At 64.8% G+C, this 15,798-nt stretch carries 20 protein-coding genes and 3 tRNA genes; 7 read left to right on the forward strand and 16 right to left on the reverse strand.

All coding sequences use genetic code 11. The features are described 5' to 3' along the window. The first annotated feature begins 84 nt into the window (after positions 1-84). Positions 85-1,458 carry a glutamate--cysteine ligase gene (locus VMR39_RS10515; protein WP_325415919.1) on the forward strand — a complete coding sequence of 458 codons (1,374 nt, stop codon included), beginning with the start codon at positions 85-87 and terminating at the stop codon, positions 1,456-1,458. A 3-nt stretch (positions 1,459-1,461) separates the two neighbouring features. On the opposite strand, the gene VMR39_RS10520 is transcribed toward VMR39_RS10515, so the two are convergent. Beyond that, complete coding sequence (locus VMR39_RS10520; RefSeq protein ID WP_325415920.1) at positions 1,462-2,760, reverse strand: methyltransferase family protein; 1,299 nt, start codon at positions 2,758-2,760, stop codon at positions 1,462-1,464. 153 nt (positions 2,761-2,913) lie between these two features. On the opposite strand from VMR39_RS10520, the gene VMR39_RS10525 reads away from it, so the two are divergent. Further along, complete coding sequence (locus VMR39_RS10525) at positions 2,914-3,201, forward strand: hypothetical protein (protein ID WP_325415921.1); 288 nt, start codon at positions 2,914-2,916, stop codon at positions 3,199-3,201. On the opposite strand, the gene VMR39_RS10530 is transcribed toward VMR39_RS10525, so the two are convergent. The 4 genes from VMR39_RS10530 to VMR39_RS10545 form a co-directional block, all read right to left on the reverse strand. Continuing rightward, positions 3,190-3,825, reverse strand: a complete 636-nt coding sequence (locus VMR39_RS10530) for a DUF1345 domain-containing protein (RefSeq protein ID WP_325415923.1) — start codon at positions 3,823-3,825, stop codon at positions 3,190-3,192. The genes VMR39_RS10525 and VMR39_RS10530 overlap by 12 nt on opposite strands. 65 nt (positions 3,826-3,890) lie before the next feature. Next, positions 3,891-4,295, reverse strand: a complete 405-nt coding sequence (locus VMR39_RS10535; protein WP_325415924.1) for a hypothetical protein — start codon at positions 4,293-4,295, stop codon at positions 3,891-3,893. Positions 4,296-4,352: 57 nt separating this feature from the next. Then, positions 4,353-5,075, reverse strand: a complete 723-nt coding sequence (gene gloB / locus VMR39_RS10540) for a hydroxyacylglutathione hydrolase (RefSeq protein ID WP_325415925.1) — start codon at positions 5,073-5,075, stop codon at positions 4,353-4,355. Positions 5,076-5,080: 5 nt separating this feature from the next. Next, the gene (locus tag VMR39_RS10545; RefSeq protein WP_325415926.1) at positions 5,081-5,515 is read right to left on the reverse strand and encodes a VOC family protein; all 435 of its coding nucleotides are present in this window, start codon (positions 5,513-5,515) and stop codon (positions 5,081-5,083) included. A gap of 102 nt (positions 5,516-5,617) precedes the next feature. Between VMR39_RS10545 and VMR39_RS10550 the strand changes: the two genes are divergently transcribed. After that, a complete protein-coding gene (locus VMR39_RS10550; RefSeq protein WP_325415927.1) occupies positions 5,618-6,328 on the forward strand; it encodes an SIMPL domain-containing protein in 711 nt (236 codons plus the stop codon). A 16-nt stretch (positions 6,329-6,344) separates the two neighbouring features. Here the strand turns inward: VMR39_RS10550 and VMR39_RS10555 are convergent, their stop codons facing one another. The 3 genes from VMR39_RS10555 to VMR39_RS10565 form a co-directional block, all read right to left on the reverse strand. Next, entirely contained in the window at positions 6,345-6,587 is a 243-nt protein-coding gene (locus VMR39_RS10555; RefSeq protein ID WP_325415928.1) for a hypothetical protein, read from the reverse strand. An 83-nt stretch (positions 6,588-6,670) separates the two neighbouring features. Next, positions 6,671-7,558, reverse strand: coding sequence for a tetratricopeptide repeat protein (locus VMR39_RS10560; protein ID WP_325415929.1), 888 nt, complete (start codon positions 7,556-7,558; stop codon positions 6,671-6,673). Then, positions 7,558-8,313: an alpha/beta hydrolase gene (locus tag VMR39_RS10565; RefSeq protein ID WP_325415953.1), complete on the reverse strand. Its 756-nt coding sequence runs from the start codon at positions 8,311-8,313 to the stop codon at positions 7,558-7,560. The genes VMR39_RS10560 and VMR39_RS10565 overlap by 1 nt, the downstream gene beginning before the upstream one ends. A 132-nt stretch (positions 8,314-8,445) precedes the next feature. Here VMR39_RS10565 and VMR39_RS10570 point away from each other — a divergent pair. Next, positions 8,446-8,532: transfer RNA gene (locus VMR39_RS10570), tRNA-Leu, on the forward strand. A gap of 89 nt (positions 8,533-8,621) precedes the next feature. Beyond that, positions 8,622-8,708, forward strand: a tRNA-Leu gene (locus VMR39_RS10575). A gap of 215 nt (positions 8,709-8,923) precedes the next feature. Here VMR39_RS10575 and VMR39_RS10580 read toward each other — a convergent pair. Further along, a tRNA-Ser gene (locus VMR39_RS10580) sits at positions 8,924-9,015 on the reverse strand. Between the two features lie 232 nt (positions 9,016-9,247). Here VMR39_RS10580 and VMR39_RS10585 point away from each other — a divergent pair. Beyond that, on the forward strand, positions 9,248-10,072 hold the full coding sequence (locus VMR39_RS10585) for a DUF1134 domain-containing protein (protein ID WP_325415930.1): 825 nt from the start codon (positions 9,248-9,250) through the stop codon (positions 10,070-10,072). 15 nt (positions 10,073-10,087) lie between these two features. Here VMR39_RS10585 and dinB read toward each other — a convergent pair whose 3' ends face one another. Genes dinB through VMR39_RS10605 form a run of 4 tightly spaced genes read right to left on the reverse strand, consistent with a single transcriptional unit; the run spans position 10,088 to position 12,825 of the window. Next, complete coding sequence (gene dinB / locus VMR39_RS10590) at positions 10,088-11,176, reverse strand: DNA polymerase IV (RefSeq protein WP_325415931.1); 1,089 nt, start codon at positions 11,174-11,176, stop codon at positions 10,088-10,090. 51 nt (positions 11,177-11,227) lie between these two features. Next, a complete protein-coding gene (locus VMR39_RS10595; RefSeq protein WP_325415932.1) occupies positions 11,228-11,779 on the reverse strand; it encodes a hypothetical protein in 552 nt (183 codons plus the stop codon). Between the two features lie 3 nt (positions 11,780-11,782). Next, positions 11,783-12,307, reverse strand: a complete 525-nt coding sequence (locus tag VMR39_RS10600; RefSeq protein ID WP_325415933.1) for a DUF177 domain-containing protein — start codon at positions 12,305-12,307, stop codon at positions 11,783-11,785. Then, positions 12,304-12,825: a ubiquinol-cytochrome C chaperone family protein gene (locus VMR39_RS10605; RefSeq protein ID WP_325415934.1), complete on the reverse strand. Its 522-nt coding sequence runs from the start codon at positions 12,823-12,825 to the stop codon at positions 12,304-12,306. The genes VMR39_RS10600 and VMR39_RS10605 overlap by 4 nt, the downstream gene beginning before the upstream one ends. Positions 12,826-12,989: 164 nt before the next feature. Between VMR39_RS10605 and VMR39_RS10610 the strand changes: the two genes are divergently transcribed. Then, positions 12,990-13,502, forward strand: coding sequence for an outer membrane protein assembly factor BamE (locus VMR39_RS10610; protein ID WP_325415935.1), 513 nt, complete (start codon positions 12,990-12,992; stop codon positions 13,500-13,502). Between the two features lie 151 nt (positions 13,503-13,653). Here VMR39_RS10610 and VMR39_RS10615 read toward each other — a convergent pair whose 3' ends face one another. The 3 genes from VMR39_RS10615 to VMR39_RS10625 form a co-directional block, all read right to left on the reverse strand. Further along, on the reverse strand, positions 13,654-14,550 hold the full coding sequence (locus tag VMR39_RS10615; RefSeq protein ID WP_325415936.1) for a pirin family protein: 897 nt from the start codon (positions 14,548-14,550) through the stop codon (positions 13,654-13,656). A gap of 33 nt (positions 14,551-14,583) precedes the next feature. Continuing rightward, complete coding sequence (locus VMR39_RS10620) at positions 14,584-14,904, reverse strand: hypothetical protein (RefSeq protein WP_325415937.1); 321 nt, start codon at positions 14,902-14,904, stop codon at positions 14,584-14,586. A 136-nt stretch (positions 14,905-15,040) separates the two neighbouring features. After that, positions 15,041-15,739 carry a pirin family protein gene (locus VMR39_RS10625; protein WP_325415938.1) on the reverse strand — a complete coding sequence of 233 codons (699 nt, stop codon included), beginning with the start codon at positions 15,737-15,739 and terminating at the stop codon, positions 15,041-15,043. Positions 15,740-15,798: the final 59 nt, after the last annotated feature.

A 15,798-nucleotide genomic window follows, 5' to 3' on the forward strand; every position in this document is an offset into this window, starting at 1 on the left:
GTTATTGCGCAGATCATAGGCGCAACTTATCTGTCGGCCGCGCGCTCTTGTTTGACGCGCATGGGGGAAGCAGTAAGGCGGGGCATGAGCACCAGAACCGACACCGGGGGAGTTGATCCCGTCATCGAGAGCCGCGACCAGTTGATCGCGGCCTTTTCCAAGGGTGAAAAGCCCAAGGATCGCTGGCGCATCGGCACCGAGCATGAGAAATTCGTCTACAGCCGCAAGGATCATCATGCGCCCAGCTATGACGAGCGGGGCGGCATCCATACGCTGCTGATTGGGCTGACCCGCTATGGCTGGAACCCGGTGTTCGAGGGCGACAATATCATCGCCCTGTCCGGCAGCGACGGCACGATCAGCCTGGAGCCGGCAGGCCAGCTGGAACTTTCCGGCGCGCCGCTGGAAAATCTCCACCAGACCTGCGCCGAAACCGGCCGCCATCTGGAACAGGTGAAATATGTCGGCGACATGCTGGGCCTGGGCTTCCTGGGCCTTGGCATGTGGCCCGACAAGAGCCGCGAAGAATTGCCGATCATGCCCAAGGGCCGCTATGACATCATGCTGCGGCACATGCCGCGGGTGGGGTCTCTCGGCCTCGACATGATGCTGCGGACCTGCACCATCCAGACCAATCTGGACTATGGCAGCGAAGCGGACATGGCGCAGAAGTTCCGCGTGTCGCTGGCGCTCCAGCCGCTCGCCACCGCACTCTTCGCCAATTCTCCCTTCACCGACGGCAAGCCCAACGGCTTCCTCTCCTATCGCAGCCATATCTGGTCGGATACCGATCCGCATCGCACCGGCATGCTGCCCTTCGTGTTCGAGGACGGCTTCGGATATGAGCGTTATGCCGACTACGCTCTCGATGTGCCGATGTATTTCGTCTACCGCGACGGCAAATATATCGATGCGGCGGGTCATAGTTTCCGTGATTTCCTCGCCGGCAAGCTGTCCGTCCTGCCCGGCGAAAAGCCGACCGAAAAGGATTGGGAGGATCATCTTTCCACCGCCTTCCCCGAAGTGCGGATGAAGAGCTTCCTCGAAATGCGTGGCGCCGATGGCGGCCCTTGGAACCGCATCTGCGCGCTGCCGGCGTTCTGGGTCGGGCTGCTCTACGATCAGGGTGCGCTCGACGCGGCCTGGGACGTGGTCAAGGACTGGAGCATGGAGGAACGGCAGATATTGCGCGATTCCGTGCCGAAGCTGGGACTAGACGCGCCGATCGGTGGCGGGCGCAAGCTGCGCGACATTGCCGGTCAGGTGGTGGACATCGCCCGATCGGGTCTGGCTGCGCGCGCGCGGCTCAATGGGTCGGGCGATAATGAGACCGGCTATCTATCCTTCCTCGATGAGGTGGTGGCGTCGGGCAAGACCAACGCCGAACGGCTGCTCGACCGCTATCATGGCGAATGGCAGGGCGATCTCAGCCATGTCTATGCGGAAGAGAGCTTCTAAACCTTACTCAGCCGGCTGCGCCACCGCGTCCGTCTCGCGCTTCCGCCCGGTCAGCCAGGCGAAGAAGCGCGGGACCGGCGCGTTGCGCTCCATCCAGTCACTATAGGCGCGATAGGCAGGGTCGGCGGACAGATGCTGCTCCTCGGTCCTGGCGCGCCAGTAATAGACGGCATTGGTCAGCGCCAGCATCGCGCAGTTGCGCACCATGTCGGTCAGCGATCCGCTGACCGACAGGAAGGGCAGCGCCGAAAACCACCAGAAGAGATTCTTCGACAGATAGGCCGGGTGCCGCGTCCAGCGATAGGGACCGTGGGTCAATATGCCGCGATGAGTGAGGTTGGAAAAGCGCAGGCCGAACGCCACCGTCGCCCAGGCATAGAGAGCGGTCAGCAGCACGAGCCAGCCACCCAGCAGCCATTGCAGCGCCGTCGACCCCTGCGTCCACACATCCCATTCCGCGCCGCCGGCATGATAGTCGAGCGGCCCGCCACCGCCCATCAGCACGAAGGGCGGATAGCAGATCAGCGCCGCGAGCCAGCCGCCCAGATAGGGATTGGCGGTGCGGATATGCGAATCCAGCGGCTTGAAGGTCAGGATATAGCCCACCGTCGCCAGGCAGACGTCGATCATGAACATGACCGCGATCAGGAATCCGGCCAGCGCCACCGGATGGGCGAAGGCATCGGACAGGCGCCAGTTGACGACATTGGTGAAATTACCCGGCACGATCGAGATCATGAAGGCGAGGAAGAAGCCCTTCACCGCCCAGGCACGGGCATGGTGCGCAACCTGGACCATATCCGGCTGCCCCGCCACGCCGCCGATCACCCATTGGCCGAAGCTGTAGGATGCATCCCGCGGTTCCACCATCCGCCGGTCGATCCAGAGGATATAGGGGATGGACAGTAGCAGCAGCCATGGCGCGGCGTTCATGAACAGATCCATGGAAAAGCGGTAATTGCCGCTCCAGTACCAGCGCGCGATACAATAGAAGATGGCGATGGCGAGCCAGGTCGCCCATAGCCCGGCGATCTTGACGATACTGATGTCCAGCACTTCGCGCACCCGGCGCGGTGCGGCATGCCAGTCGATCCCGGTAGACGCATTGCGATGCACCCTGTCCACGACCAGCGACCAGAGCACCATCGGCAGGCCGCAGGCGACCACCGCTGCCAGCCCGGCATTGGGTCCGTTCATGCCATAATGGCGTGCCACCAGCGTCCAGAGGCCCAGCCCGAACAGACCGGCAAAGCCGACGCCATGGCTGACGGCGGAGGTGGGACAGGGATCGGCCTTGCTCATCGTCATCAGCCTTTAGCAAAAATAGGTAATCAAGCCATGAAGGCAGGAGAGGGCCAGAGACGTCGATTCGTCGCAAATGCGACGACGGCCGATGAACCGATATGATTTCAGATCGTTATGCAAACCGAGCGGGCAAGATAAAAGGAAAAGTCCATGTCCATCGCCGTGCAGTTTCCCGATGGCAGCGTCCGCGACATTCCCGGGCAATTGCGACAGGTCGATGACGATTCCTTCCCGAACCATCCACCCCGGTTCGAACAGGTGCCGCTCAACTGCGATTCCCGCTGGCTTTATTATCGCAGCGGCAAGAGTTGGTTCGCCCGGCCGCGGCACGGCCATCTCGCCGCTTTTCGCCCAGCAGTCGACGAATGGTGGCACTCGATCGAGGCCATGGCCGACAGCGAGGAGGCAAAGCCGGGCCGATGGGAATCAGCCGCCTGACCCGCCCAGCACATTGATGGTGAAGGCCAGGATGCCGAGGTTGAACAGGAAGGCCGCGAGGCACTGGAACAGAACCGTCCGGCGCATCGCCGTTGCCGTCACCGATACATCCGACGTCTGGAAAGTCATGCCCAGGGTGAAGGCGAAATAAAGGAAATCCCAATAGCCCGGCTCGTCCGTGTCGGGGAAATCCAGCCCGCTCCGATCCTTCCCGTCCGTACCGGGCAGGTAGAAGATATGGGCGTAATGCATTGCGTAGACGAGGTTGGAAAAGAGCCAGGCTATCAGCAGGGTCGCCAGCAGCAGGGCGATGCTGATGCCATCCGGCCCGCCATGCTGGCTGATCGCTACACCCACCGCGACCAGAATAACCAGACAGACGATCCCGGTCAGCAGCAGCATCAATCCGCGATTGGCATCATTGGCCAGCGCGTTGCGCCGCATCGATTCCGCGTCGGCGTCGATCAGGGACGCTACCGACGCCATGAAGGCCAGGGCGGCACTGTCGAATCCCGCCATCACCGCCTCATGCCAGGGCAGCACAAGCGTCAGCGGCGCGATCACCGCCGCCAGCAGGGCCAGAAACATCCCATAACGCCATGGGAAGAGGGACGACGCGCTCATCCAGGCATCAAAGGCGCAAAGCAACGCGCTGACAAGCCTTGCCGCACCGCGCGCCGGTCAAATCGTCAATTGGCCGGCGGCGTGCGATAGGGAATGAAGTCGCCCAAGGCGCAGGCGCCGGAGGTCATGCCGGTCTGCGGGCTGGCGGTCGTGGTGAAGTCGCCCCGGCACAGCTGCGATCCGAAGCTGCGGACGATCATGATATCGCCATAGGTGAGGCCGTTGCAGCTGCCGATCAGCTCGTTCTTGTAGACCAGCTTCCTGCTGACCCGATAGAGCAGCACATTGTTGCTGATCACCGTCAGGTTGGTCTGCGGCTCGCGGTTGATGCAGCTCTGCTTTTCGCCGGCGACCTTGCCGGCCAGCGCCTTGTCCAGCTGCGCCGCCTGCTTGTCGGTCAGGGGTTTGGGCTCATAGCTGCCGGTACAGCCCGCCAGCAGCAACGGCGCCATCCAGATCCACGCGCGCACCGCAATTCTCCAGCTCTCTTGTCGCCTCTACAAGACGATATCATAGGCCAAAAACCGTCAGGCCGCATCCTTTGCAGCGCGTCGTTCCGCCAGTTGTTCGATCGTCGCCGCCCGCATGAAGATGTTGGTGTCGCGTTCCGCACCGATGCTGGTCGGCACGGTCGCCTCCCCCCTCGCCCGCGCCGCCTCGACCGCTTCCACGCGCGCCGCCAGCGCTACATTGTCCGGCTCCACCGTCAGCGCGAAACGGCCGTTGGAAAGCGTATATTCATGCGCGCAATAGACGGTCGTGTCGGCGGGCAGGGCCGCCAGCCTCGCCATGTTCGCGAACATCTGCGCCGCCGTTCCCTCGAACAGCCGACCGCATCCCATGGCGAAGAGCGTATCACCGACGAAGACGATCCGGTCCTCCGCCAGATGATAGGCGATGTGCCCAGCCGTGTGCGCAGGCACCGCCATCACCGTCGCGACGTGATCGCCGATGCAGACCTGGTCGCCCTCCCCCACTGTCCGGTCGAGCGTGCCGATCTTCTCCGCCTCCGCCGCCGGCCCGGTGATGATGCAGCCAGTTGCGGCCTTGATCGCCGCATTGCCGCCGACATGGTCGCCATGCCAGTGGGTGTTCCAGATCTGGCTGATGGTCCAGCCGCGCGCGCGGGCGGCCTCCAGCACCGGCTCCGCCACCGCCGGATCGACCGCCACCGTCTCGCCGCTCACATCGTCGTGCAGCAGCCAGACATAATTGTCGTTGAGGACGGGGATGCGGACGACTTCCAGCATGGCGCTTACCAGTGGCCGACATTGGGCATCGACGCCCAGGGTTCCGCCGGCGCCAGTCGCCCGTCCTGCAACAGCTCGATCGAGATATTGTCGGGGGTGCGGATGAAGGCCATGTGTCCGTCGCGCGGCGGCCGGTTGATCGTCACGCCCGCGTCCATCAGCGTCTGGCAGGTTTCGTAGATATTATCGACGCGATAGGCGATATGACCGAAATTGCGTCCCTCGCCATAGACTTCCGCTGGCGTGCCGTCCTCGGCCGGCCAGTTGTAGGTCAGTTCGACCTGCGCATCCTCGTCGCCCGGCGCGGCCAGATAGACGAGGGTGAAGCGGCCCTGTTCGCTGGTAATGCGCTTCACTTCCTGAAGGCCGAGCAGCTCGAAAAAGGACTTGGTCCGGTCGACATCGGCGACGCGGATCATGGTGTGCAGATATTTGGGCAATCTCGTCTCCATTCGTCGCCATAAAGCAACGGTTCATCTCATGGATGGCAAATATGCCTCTTAGATAAGGTCGCATGGCACTGGACGGAAGAGGGAAGCAGCATGGCACTGGATATGCGGGACAAGGTATTTCTGGGCAGCGCCGCGCTGCTCGCCTGCGGCATGGTCGCCGGCGGCTATCTGCTGGGCGACGGCCTGACGCGCGCCAAGGCGGCGGATCGATCGGTGACGGTGCGCGGCCTCGCCGAAAAGGACGTGACGGCCGATCTGGCCACCTGGTCGATCAGCTATTCGGCGACCGGCTTCGATCTGCCGACCGTGCGCGCCGAAATCGATAATAATACCGGGGAATTGCAGGCCTATTTCAAGAGCCTGGGATTCAAGCCCGAGGAGTTGAAGCCGGTCGGCGCGGGCGTGAACCAGTGGCTGAATAACGGCGTCAACACGATCACCATTACCCAGCGGATGCTGTTGCGCACCACCGATATTGCCCGCGCGCAGAAGGCGGTCGCGCAGCAGTTCGACCTCGTCCGGCGCGGCGTGACGCTTCAGGAAGGATCGGGCATGCGCTACAGCTTCACCAAGCTGAACGACGTCAAGCCGCCGATGGTGGCCGCCGCCACAAAGGACGCGCGCGCCGCTGCCGAGCAGTTCGCCAAGGATTCGGGCGCGGGCGTGGGCGGCATCAAGAGCGCGACCCAAGGCTATTTCTCGATCGACGCCCGCGATGGCGAGGGTGGCGGCGACGGTGGCAGCGACACGCCCTACAAGAAGGTGCGCGTCGTCACGACCGTCGACTTTTACCTGAAATAGGCGGAGCGGCGTCCCTTCAGCACTTGCCGCGGCGGCGTTCCTTGCGCGAACAGTCGCTCTTGTCGCCGATGATCGCGCCCGCCGTGCCGCCGATCAGCGCGCCCTCGGTGGTACCAAGGCCGGTCGCACTGCCGACCACCGCGCCGCCTGCGCCGCCGATCAGGCCGCCACGCGTCGCCCCGCGCGAGCAGGCGCTCGTGCTGGCGGCGCCGATGACGAGCAGGCCGATCGCGAGCGCGCCCTTGATCCGATTGTCCATGTCGCTGTTTCCTTTTTCACGCCCGCCGCTTCACAAGCGAACCGGCCGGATGCCAAGGAGTTCCGTGACAAAATCTTGCTGGGTCAACCCGTCGGCTTGGTGGCCGGCTTCCCTGTCGGCAGCCGCGTCAGATTGTCTGCCGCTGCCTTGCCCGCCGGCGCATCCGGCGCCAGCCTGACCGCACGCTGCCAGGCGGACCGGGCCACATCCTCATGATCGGTGAGAATGGCGACATTGCCTTCTTCCAGCGCGACCGACGCGTCATCGGGCGACAATTGCACCGCGCGCGCGATATGCGCCTGCGCCAGACTCATTTCGCCCGATCGCCGCGCCAGCGTCGCCGACAGCAGCCAGCCGAGCGGATCCTTCGGCGCCTGCGCCAGCGCGACGTCCAGCGAATCGCGCGCGCCGTCGGTGTCGCCCAGCGCCACCAGCGCCCGCGCCCGGTCGAGATGCACCTCGCCCTTCTCCATCCCGTCGGGCAGGCCACGCGCCAGCGCCGCATCGAAATCGGTGCGCGCCTTGGCCGCATCGCCGCTCGCCAACGCAGCATTGCCCGCCTGCGCCCATAGCCGCGCGCTCTGCGCCATTTCATTGCCGCGCTCGGCCTCTTCCGCCGCCTGCTCGAACGCGACGATGGCCGGCGTCCAGCGTTCGGCGCGAGAATAAGCGAAGCCCATGCAGTGGCGTGCGTAGAAAATGCCCCCCTCGATCCGCCATTTCTGCGCGAAGGCGACGCCGGCATCGGGCGATTCGATCGCCTGGTCGAGGCAGGCCTGGAAGGGGACTGCGAATTTGGCGGGCACGGGAATCCGGCCATCGTCCCGTGCCGGTGCGCTGCCGGCCGCCGGCGGGGTGGCCGCAGCCGCCGCGGCCGCCCGCTCCTCCTGCTTCTGCTTGCGGCTGCGATTCATCACCGCCTCGATCTCGGGATCATAGGCCTGGAGCAGGAGCGGCAGGAAAAAGGGCATCACAATATGTCCAGCAGGCTGGCGACGGTACGGATCAGCAGGGCGATGTCGCCGTCGCGGGAAAGGCGATGGTCGCCATCCTTAACCAGCAGCGTCTGCACATCGGATGAACGCAGCCGCGCGGCGGCCCTGATCGCAATCTCCCACGGCACGTCGGGATCGGCCTGCCCATGGAGCAGCCGCACCGGACAGTCGATCGCCATCTCCGCCTCCAGCAGCCGCAGCGCCTGGCCCGATTCCCAGAAGCCCAGCGTCGTCACATAGGGCTGATCGCCATAGGGCGTCGGTTCCTCGATCCGTCCCTCGGTCCGCAGCAACGCCTTGTCCGCGTCGGTAAAGCCCCATTCGGTAAAGTCCGGCGCGGCCGCAATGCCGACGACGCCCACCACCCGATCGGGCCGCGCCAGTGCCACCAGCAACGCCAGCCATCCGCCCATCGACGATCCCACCAGCACCACCGGCCCATCGACCAGCGTATCAAGGAACAGCAGTACATCGTCGCGCCAGCTTGCCAGCGTGCCGTCGGCGAACCGCCCCTCGCTCGCGCCATTGCCGGCATAATCGAGCCGCAGCATCGCCCGCCCCTGCGCCTGCGCCCAGCCATGCAGCGCCACCGCCTTCCCGCCTTCCATGTCGGACATATAGCCCGGCAGGAAGATCAGGGTCGGCCCGGTCCCTTTGCTGTGGCGATAGGCAAGGCGCAAGCCGTCGGGGCGGGCAAGAAAGGCGGGCGGCGCGGGATCGGCGATGGTCATGGGCATTTTCATATCCTGGACAAGACGGCGTCGCCTGCCCTTAAACCGGCTTTTTTAGGAAACCCAAAAAATAATGCGGGCGGTACGTTGACAGCTTCCGAGGCCGCCGTTAGAGGCGCCCTCCTACCCCGTGCCCAGATGGCGGAATTGGTAGACGCACCAGCTTCAGGTGCTGGCGATCGCAAGGTCGTGGAGGTTCGAGTCCTCTTCTGGGCACCATTTTTTGGCCGAGACCAAAAACACACTCCCCCACAGACAATGCGTTGACAGCTTCGGGACCGCCCGCTAGAGGCGCCCTCCTACCCCGTGCCCAGATGGCGGAATTGGTAGACGCACCAGCTTCAGGTGCTGGCGATCGCAAGGTCGTGGAGGTTCGAGTCCTCTTCTGGGCACCATGTTTTCTGGCAAATCCAGGAACAGGCAAAAGCGGCTGGCGACAGCCGCTTTTTTGTTGCCCGGCGCAGATGCTGATGCGTCGTGACCCGCGCCCGCAATCGGGCATCGCTTCCAACCACCATCTTATCGGAAACCGGCAGTCGCCAAGGCTGCAAATGCCACGATCCTACGCCCGAAGGCGAAGGCGTTTTCTGATCATCGGAAAAGAAAAGGTTGGCGGAGACGGAGGGATTCGAACCCTCGGTAGCCCCTTAAGGCTACGACGGTTTAGCAAACCGCTGGTTTCAGCCACTCACCCACGTCTCCGCACGGATTTGCCCATCTCTTGTGGAGAGGGGCAGTGGCTGGGCGCGGCTATAGCGAGGGCTTTGCGGCATGGCAACGGTCCTCAGTGCGGATTTTTTACGCTATGGGACGATTATCGGATTCGGCCCGGCGCGGAATGGACTCGGGTCGCCGTTCGTTCATTGTCGTTTCAGCTTCGAAGCCGATAATCTGGTCTATGGTTTCAAGAGCGGGCTTCCGGGGAGTATCGGGCATGATCGGCATCTATGGGCGCAAAGGCGTCCACATCGCACGCGCAGCGGCACTGGTCGCCGCGCTGGCGGGCATGGCGCTGACTCCGGTCGCTGCCTCGGCGCAGGTGCGCACCATCGATCCCAATACCGCGATCGACGCGGACCTCGCTCCGCCGCCGCCCGCCAACAGCGCGCCGACCGATCCGGGCGTGGATTCCAGCGTCGGCACGAACAGCGGCACCAGCTACAATCCGCCGCCGCCCGCTCCCACTCCGTCGGTCGCGCCGCCGCCTTCCACCGGCACCACGGCCACCGGCGCTCCGGTGACGGCCGATTCGCCGCCCTCCACGATTGCGCCGGGGGATTCCTATCAGCAGGATGACCTGATCGGTGCGGCCGAAGGCGTGTTCGGCAAGGGCGCCGAGGGTCTGGCCGGCATCATCGAGAAGATCCTGAAGGATCAGGGCCGCCCCAACGCCTATATTGCCGGGCGCGAGGCGTCGGGCGCCTTCGTCGTCGGCCTGCGCTATGGCTCGGGCACGCTGAACCACAAGATCGAAGGCAAGCGCGAGGTCTACTGGACCGGACCGTCGATCGGATTCGACGTCGGCGGCAACGCGGCCAATACCTTCGTGCTGGTCTATAATCTCTACGACACGCAGGAGCTGTATCATCGCTTCCCCGCGGCGGAGGGCACCGCCTATCTGGTGGGGGGGTTCACCGCCAGCTATCTGCGCTGGGGCAATGTGGTGCTGATCCCGATCCGGCTGGGCGTGGGCTATCGCCTGGGCGTCAACGCCGGTTACATGAAGTTCACCGAAAAGCGGAACTGGCTGCCCTTCTGATTAGAGCGACTCTGATTAGAGCGACAGGGCGAGTTGCTCGCCCTGTTCGCCTTCTTCTTCCGCCTCCAGATTATGTACGCCTAGTCCCAGCAGTCTTGCCCCCATGCGCAACGGCAACTGGGCCAGCAACAAATCCCGTCCCGCCTGAGCCAATTGATCCGGTGAGCGCACCGGCGCCGAAAAGCTGCGCGACCGGGTGATGATGCGGAAATCCGCGAACTTCACCTTCAACACGACCGTCCGGCCCCAGGCCTGCGCCTTTTCGATCCGGGTCCAGAGGCTGGCGGCGATCCGATCGATCTCGGCGACCAGTGCTTGCTCCTCGACCAGATCGTCGAAGAACGTATCCTCGACGCTCACCGACTTGCGCTCCTGCCGCTCGCGCACCGGCCGGTCGTCCTCGCCGCGTGATGCGCGATAATAATAGTCGGCCGAACTGCCGAAATGGGCCTGGAGGAAGCGCATGTCGCGGTCGCGCAGGTCCGCGCCCGTCTCGATCCCCAATTCCTGCATCCGCTGCGCGGTCACCGGTCCCACGCCATGGATGCGCCGCACCGGCATGGCGGCGATGAAGGCTGCGCCCTCGCTCGGCCGCACCACGCAAATACCGTCGGGCTTGTTCTGGTCCGAGGCCAGCTTGGCGATCAGCTTGTTGTAGGACACGCCCGCCGATGCGGTGAGACCGGTTTCCGCGCGGATCATCCGCCGGATTTCCTGCGCCACCTCCGTCGCCGACCCGATGCCGGGCTTGTTCACCGTGACGTCCAGATAGGCCTCGTCCAGCGAGAGCGGCTGGATCATGTCGGTGAAGCGGCTGAATATCTCCCGTACCTGCGCCGACACGGTGCGATACACCTCGAAGCGGGGCTTCACGAAGATGAGGTCGGCGCAGAGCCGCCGTGCCCGCGCACCGGGCATGGCCGAACGCACACCGAACTTGCGCGCTTCATAGCTGCATGTCGCCACGACCCCGCGCGGACCGCCGCCGCCCACGGCGATCGGCTTGCCGCGCAACGCGGGATCGTCGCGTTGTTCCACCGACGCATAGAAGGCGTCCATGTCGACATGGATGATCTTGCGAGGCAGGGACGGCTGCGGGTCCATGGCCTTCGCTATGCCACAGTGCAGAACGAAAGGGAAACGTTGGGGCGGCGATCAGCCCAATATGCGCAGATTGTCGAGCAGCGATTCCAGATGCGCGCGGCTCAATCGGCTCCAGACATTATAGGTGCAGCGCTGCCCGCCGATCCGCAGATAGGCGAGCGATTCTAGCCCCTTGCCGGAGGGATTGGCGGCCGGATAGAGCTTCGCGCCCATCAGTCCGTACCCGGCGAAGGCGGGCGCGGGCAGTTTGCGCAGGTCGCGCGTCGACGGCCATTGCCTGGTCAGCCGCGCGCGCTGGACGCTGTCGGGCTGGTCGTCATCGGGCAGCAGCGCCGTCCCGGCAAAGCCATAGGCGCTGCGCATCCCCGGCAGGTCGAACGCCACGGCCCAGCCGCCGCTGAAATTCGCCGCCCGCGCAACACCCCGCGCCCGCCCGTCCGACACCAGACCAAGCGGCGCGCAATGGGCCCGATTTTCCGCCCTGGCCCATTGGCCGCGCACGATCGATTCCCCGATCAGGGGCGTCGAAACCCGTTGTGCCGACCGGGCCTGCACGCCCGCTGCCCCACCGACCAGAAGCGTGGCGAGGATCAGCCACCGCATCGCCTATTTCTTGTCCTTGAGGCCGAGCAGCGCGGCGAAGGGGCTGGCCTGCTCCTCGCTCAGCACGCCGGCCTCCTTCAGATAGGTGTCGGCCTCCGGCGAGCGGGGGAAAGGCGTCATCGCCAGCGCCACCGTCTCGGCCACCGCCTCGCCCATGTCGACCACCTGCCCGTCGAAGCCGATCGTGTCGCAATCCTCGGCGTCCAGCTCCAGTTCCTCGCCCTCGGGCACGCCTTCACCCTCGACCACGAAGCGCAGCAGGAAATCGGTGTCGATCGTCTCGGGCACCGGCACGCCGGTCGCGACGCACGGCTGAGCCAGCGCCGCGCGCACCCGGCCACGCGCCATGATCGCGCCATTCTCTTCCGTCAGGCTGTAATCGGCCTCCAGCCGATCGAAGGCGGACAGGCCGAAGCGACGCGCCAAAGCCTCGCGCTCGGCCGCATCGGCTTCGATATGGGTGTCCCCGGTCAACCGCTTGACCTGATCGGCCTTCACGGGACGGGAAAATTCGGGGCTGTTCGTCATCCAAGATCTCCTGCCAGCAGGGCGTCGCGCGTCAGGCAACCCAGCCGCGTCCAGCGTTCGCGCAGCCTGCCCTCGACATGGGCGACCGCCGCATCGGTCACGTCCGCGCCGCGATACAGGTTGCGGCGCAGCGCCTCAGCAAAATCCGTGCCTTGCGTCAACGCTCCGCGATAGGCGCTGATCCGCCCGCCGAGCGCACTCATCATCCGGCCGACATGCTTGCCGACCACGACATCGCCCACGCCCTCCTGCCGCAGCTGCCCGTCCATGTCATCGACGAACAACTCAGTCAGCCACACGCTTTCCTGCGTCGCGCCCAGTTGCTCCAGCCGGATCAGCGCCTGCGCCAATATGGCGACGATCATGTCGAACCGGCCGTCCAGCGTGTCGGGTACCGCGCCGTCCAGATACCAGTGCGGCTGCCGTCCTTCGCCGACTACGGCATGGTAGAGCGGTCGCAGCCCCTCCCGTGGGTCGGTACGGCCGAATAAGCGCTGGAGGAAGGATGTGCTGGGCATGATCGGAGCGGCTTTTCATGACGGATCGGCCGTGCGCGCGCCGTCCGATGTTTTGCGCCCCTTGCCGGGGCTTGCGCATTTCCATATTGATCGCTGCGCCGCCCAATGCAATGGCGGCATCAGTTTTATCGGGTTCGCGGGATATGCCCCCGCAGGAGACGTTCATGCCTCAGTTCAGCCGCCATTCCCGCCGCGGGCGCGTCTTGATCGCCGTCGGCCTCAGCGCGCTGCTGCTCGGCACGTCGGCCTGCACCCGCATCCGCACGCATCAGGGCTATCAGGTCGACAAGTTGCTGGTGGATTCGGTCCAGCCGGGCATCGACAATCGCGCATCCGTGGAAGGAACGCTTGGGCGCCCCAGCTTCGCTTCGCAGTTCGGTGAGCAGGACTGGTATTATGTCTCGCGCAATATGCGCTCGCTCGCCTTCTCCAATCCCAAGCCGGTGGACCAGACCGTGCTGCGCGTGCGCTTCGACGCGGCCGGCAATGTCGTGGCGGTCGATCGCATGGGGCTGGAACAGGTCGCGCGCATCTCGCCGACTGGCGACAAGACCCCGACGCTGGGCCGCCATCGCAGCCTGTTCGACGAGATTTTCGGCAATATCGGCGCGGTCGGCGCCGGCGGCATGGGTGGCCAGGGCGGCAGCGGCCCCGGCGGCGGCCCCAACGGCAGCTAGAGCATTCTGAAGTCGGCTGGAACAGCCGACGGCTCGCAGAATGCGGCAATCAAAAAAAATAGAGCCGTGAACGATTCAATCCAATCGTTCACGGCTCTAACACCATGATGCCCGGCCTCTCCAGAGACCGGGCGTTTTCTTTTGGGCGATATCAGGCGGGCAGCGGGATGAACTCGCTTTCCTCCGGCACCGGGTCAAAGCGCCGGGCCTGCCAGTCGGCCTTGGCCTGCTCGATCCGATCGGCCGAGGACGAAACGAAGTTCCAGTAGATGTTACGCTTCTCCGGCAGCGGCTCGCCGCCCAGCAGCATCAGCCGCGCGCCGCCCCTGGCGCGCAGGATGATCTCCGCGCCGGGTTTGAACACCACCAGTTCACCGGTCGCAAAGCCGCCGGTCTGGCCGATCACTTCCACTTCGCCCGCCACGACATAGATGGCGCGTTCGACATGCTCTGCCTTGAGCTGATAGCGTGCACCGTCCTGCAAGGCGATGTCGGCATAGACCATGTCGGAATAGGTCTTCACCGGCGAGACCAGCCCGTCGGAACTGCCCGCGATCAGGGTCAGGCGCGCGCCGGCATCCTCGATCGTCGGAATCTCATGCGCCTTGTGATGGGCGAAGCCGGGGTCCGTCTCCTCATATTGCGTCGGCAGCGCGACCCAGGTCTGGAGGCCGAACAGCTTGCCGCCCTTCGCGCGATTTTCGTCCGAGGTGCGCTCCGAATGGACGATGCCGCTGCCCGCCGTCATCCAGTTCACCTCGCCCGGCCGGATCGGTTGGATCGACCCCACCGAATCCCGGTGCAATATCTCGCCCTCCAGCAGATAGGTGACGGTGGCGAGGCCGATATGCGGGTGCGGGCGGACATCCAGCCCCTCGCCGCTGTTGAAGACTGCCTCCCCCATCTGGTCGAAGAAGATGAAGGGGCCGACCATGCGGCGATGCGCGGACGGCAGCGCCCGGCGGACGGAAAAACCGTCGCCCAGGTCGCGGACCGGGGGAAGGATGATCATGTCGACGCCGTCGACGTCGGAAGTGCGGATGGACATGGGGCTGGACCTTTTGAGAACGGGAAGGGAAGGTCAGGCGCCGAGCAGCGCCAGCGCTTCGATCTGCGCGCGGGAAAAGCCCTGCGCGGCGAGGGTGGGAACATGGCGTTCGGCGATCCGGCGCGTGCGGCCGGTTTCGCAGAGGAAATCGCGGACCGGAAGCAGATGGGTGGGCAGGGCCACCGGGGCATCCTTCTTCGGGCCGATCAGTGCGTCGACCGCATGCGCGATGCGCGAGCGCAGCGAACCGGCGCCGGCGGGCTGGCCGCAACCGCAATCGGCAACGGCGGAGAGGGTGGCCTGCACGTCCTGCCATTCGGCAGGGCTGAGGCGCGGCGTGGCGATGGTCAGCATGGGCAGGGCCTCCTTCGTCTTCGTCCTGATGCGATCCTTCTAGCCGGTCGGGGCTTTGCGGATCATCCGGATAAAATCGGTCGTTATATTCGATGAAGTTGAAAAGGGCGTGTCGGAACACGCCCTTTTCCTGTCTTCAGGCCGCGTCGACCAGAACGATCTCGCTATCCTCGATCGCGGTGACACGGATCACGTCGAGATCGCTGATCGCGACGCCGTCGCGGGCATTCGCCCGAACATCGTCGATCTGGATCGCGCCGGTGGCGGGCACCAGATAGGCCTTGCGATCCTTGCCAACCGGATATTCGGCGGTGTCGCCAGCCTTCAGCGTCGCGGCAACGATGCGCGCATCGGTGCGGATGGGCAGGGCGTCATTGTCATTCTCATAGCCCGATGCGAGCGTCACGAAGTGACCGGAGCGTTCACCCTTTGGGAAAGGCCGGGCGCCCCAGCTGGGGGCTTCGCCGTCGCGGGTGGGCAGGATCCAAATCTGGAAGATCTTGGTCGTCACATCCTCCAGATTATATTCCGAATGGCGGATGCCGGTGCCCGCGCTCATCACCTGCACGTCGCCCGCTTCGGTGCGGCCCTTGTTGCCCAGGCTGTCCTGATGGGTGATCGCGCCTTCGCGGACATAGGTGATGATTTCCATGTCGCGATGCGGGTGCGGCGGGAAGCCGCTCTGCGGCGCGATGGTGTCGTCGTTCCAGACGCGCAGATTGCCCCAGTGCATCCGCTTCGGGTCATGATAGCCCGCGAACGAGAAATGATGCTTGGCGTCCAGCCAGCCATGGTTGGCGCCGCCGAGGCTGTCGAAAGGGCGAAGTTCGATCATGTCCGTATCTCCTGCGGGACGCCGTCAAGGAATTGGGCGTCCCTGTTGGAGATGGCTCT

It is taken from the genome of Sphingobium sp. (assembly GCF_035511395.1).
Lineage (GTDB): Bacteria > Pseudomonadota > Alphaproteobacteria > Sphingomonadales > Sphingomonadaceae > Sphingobium.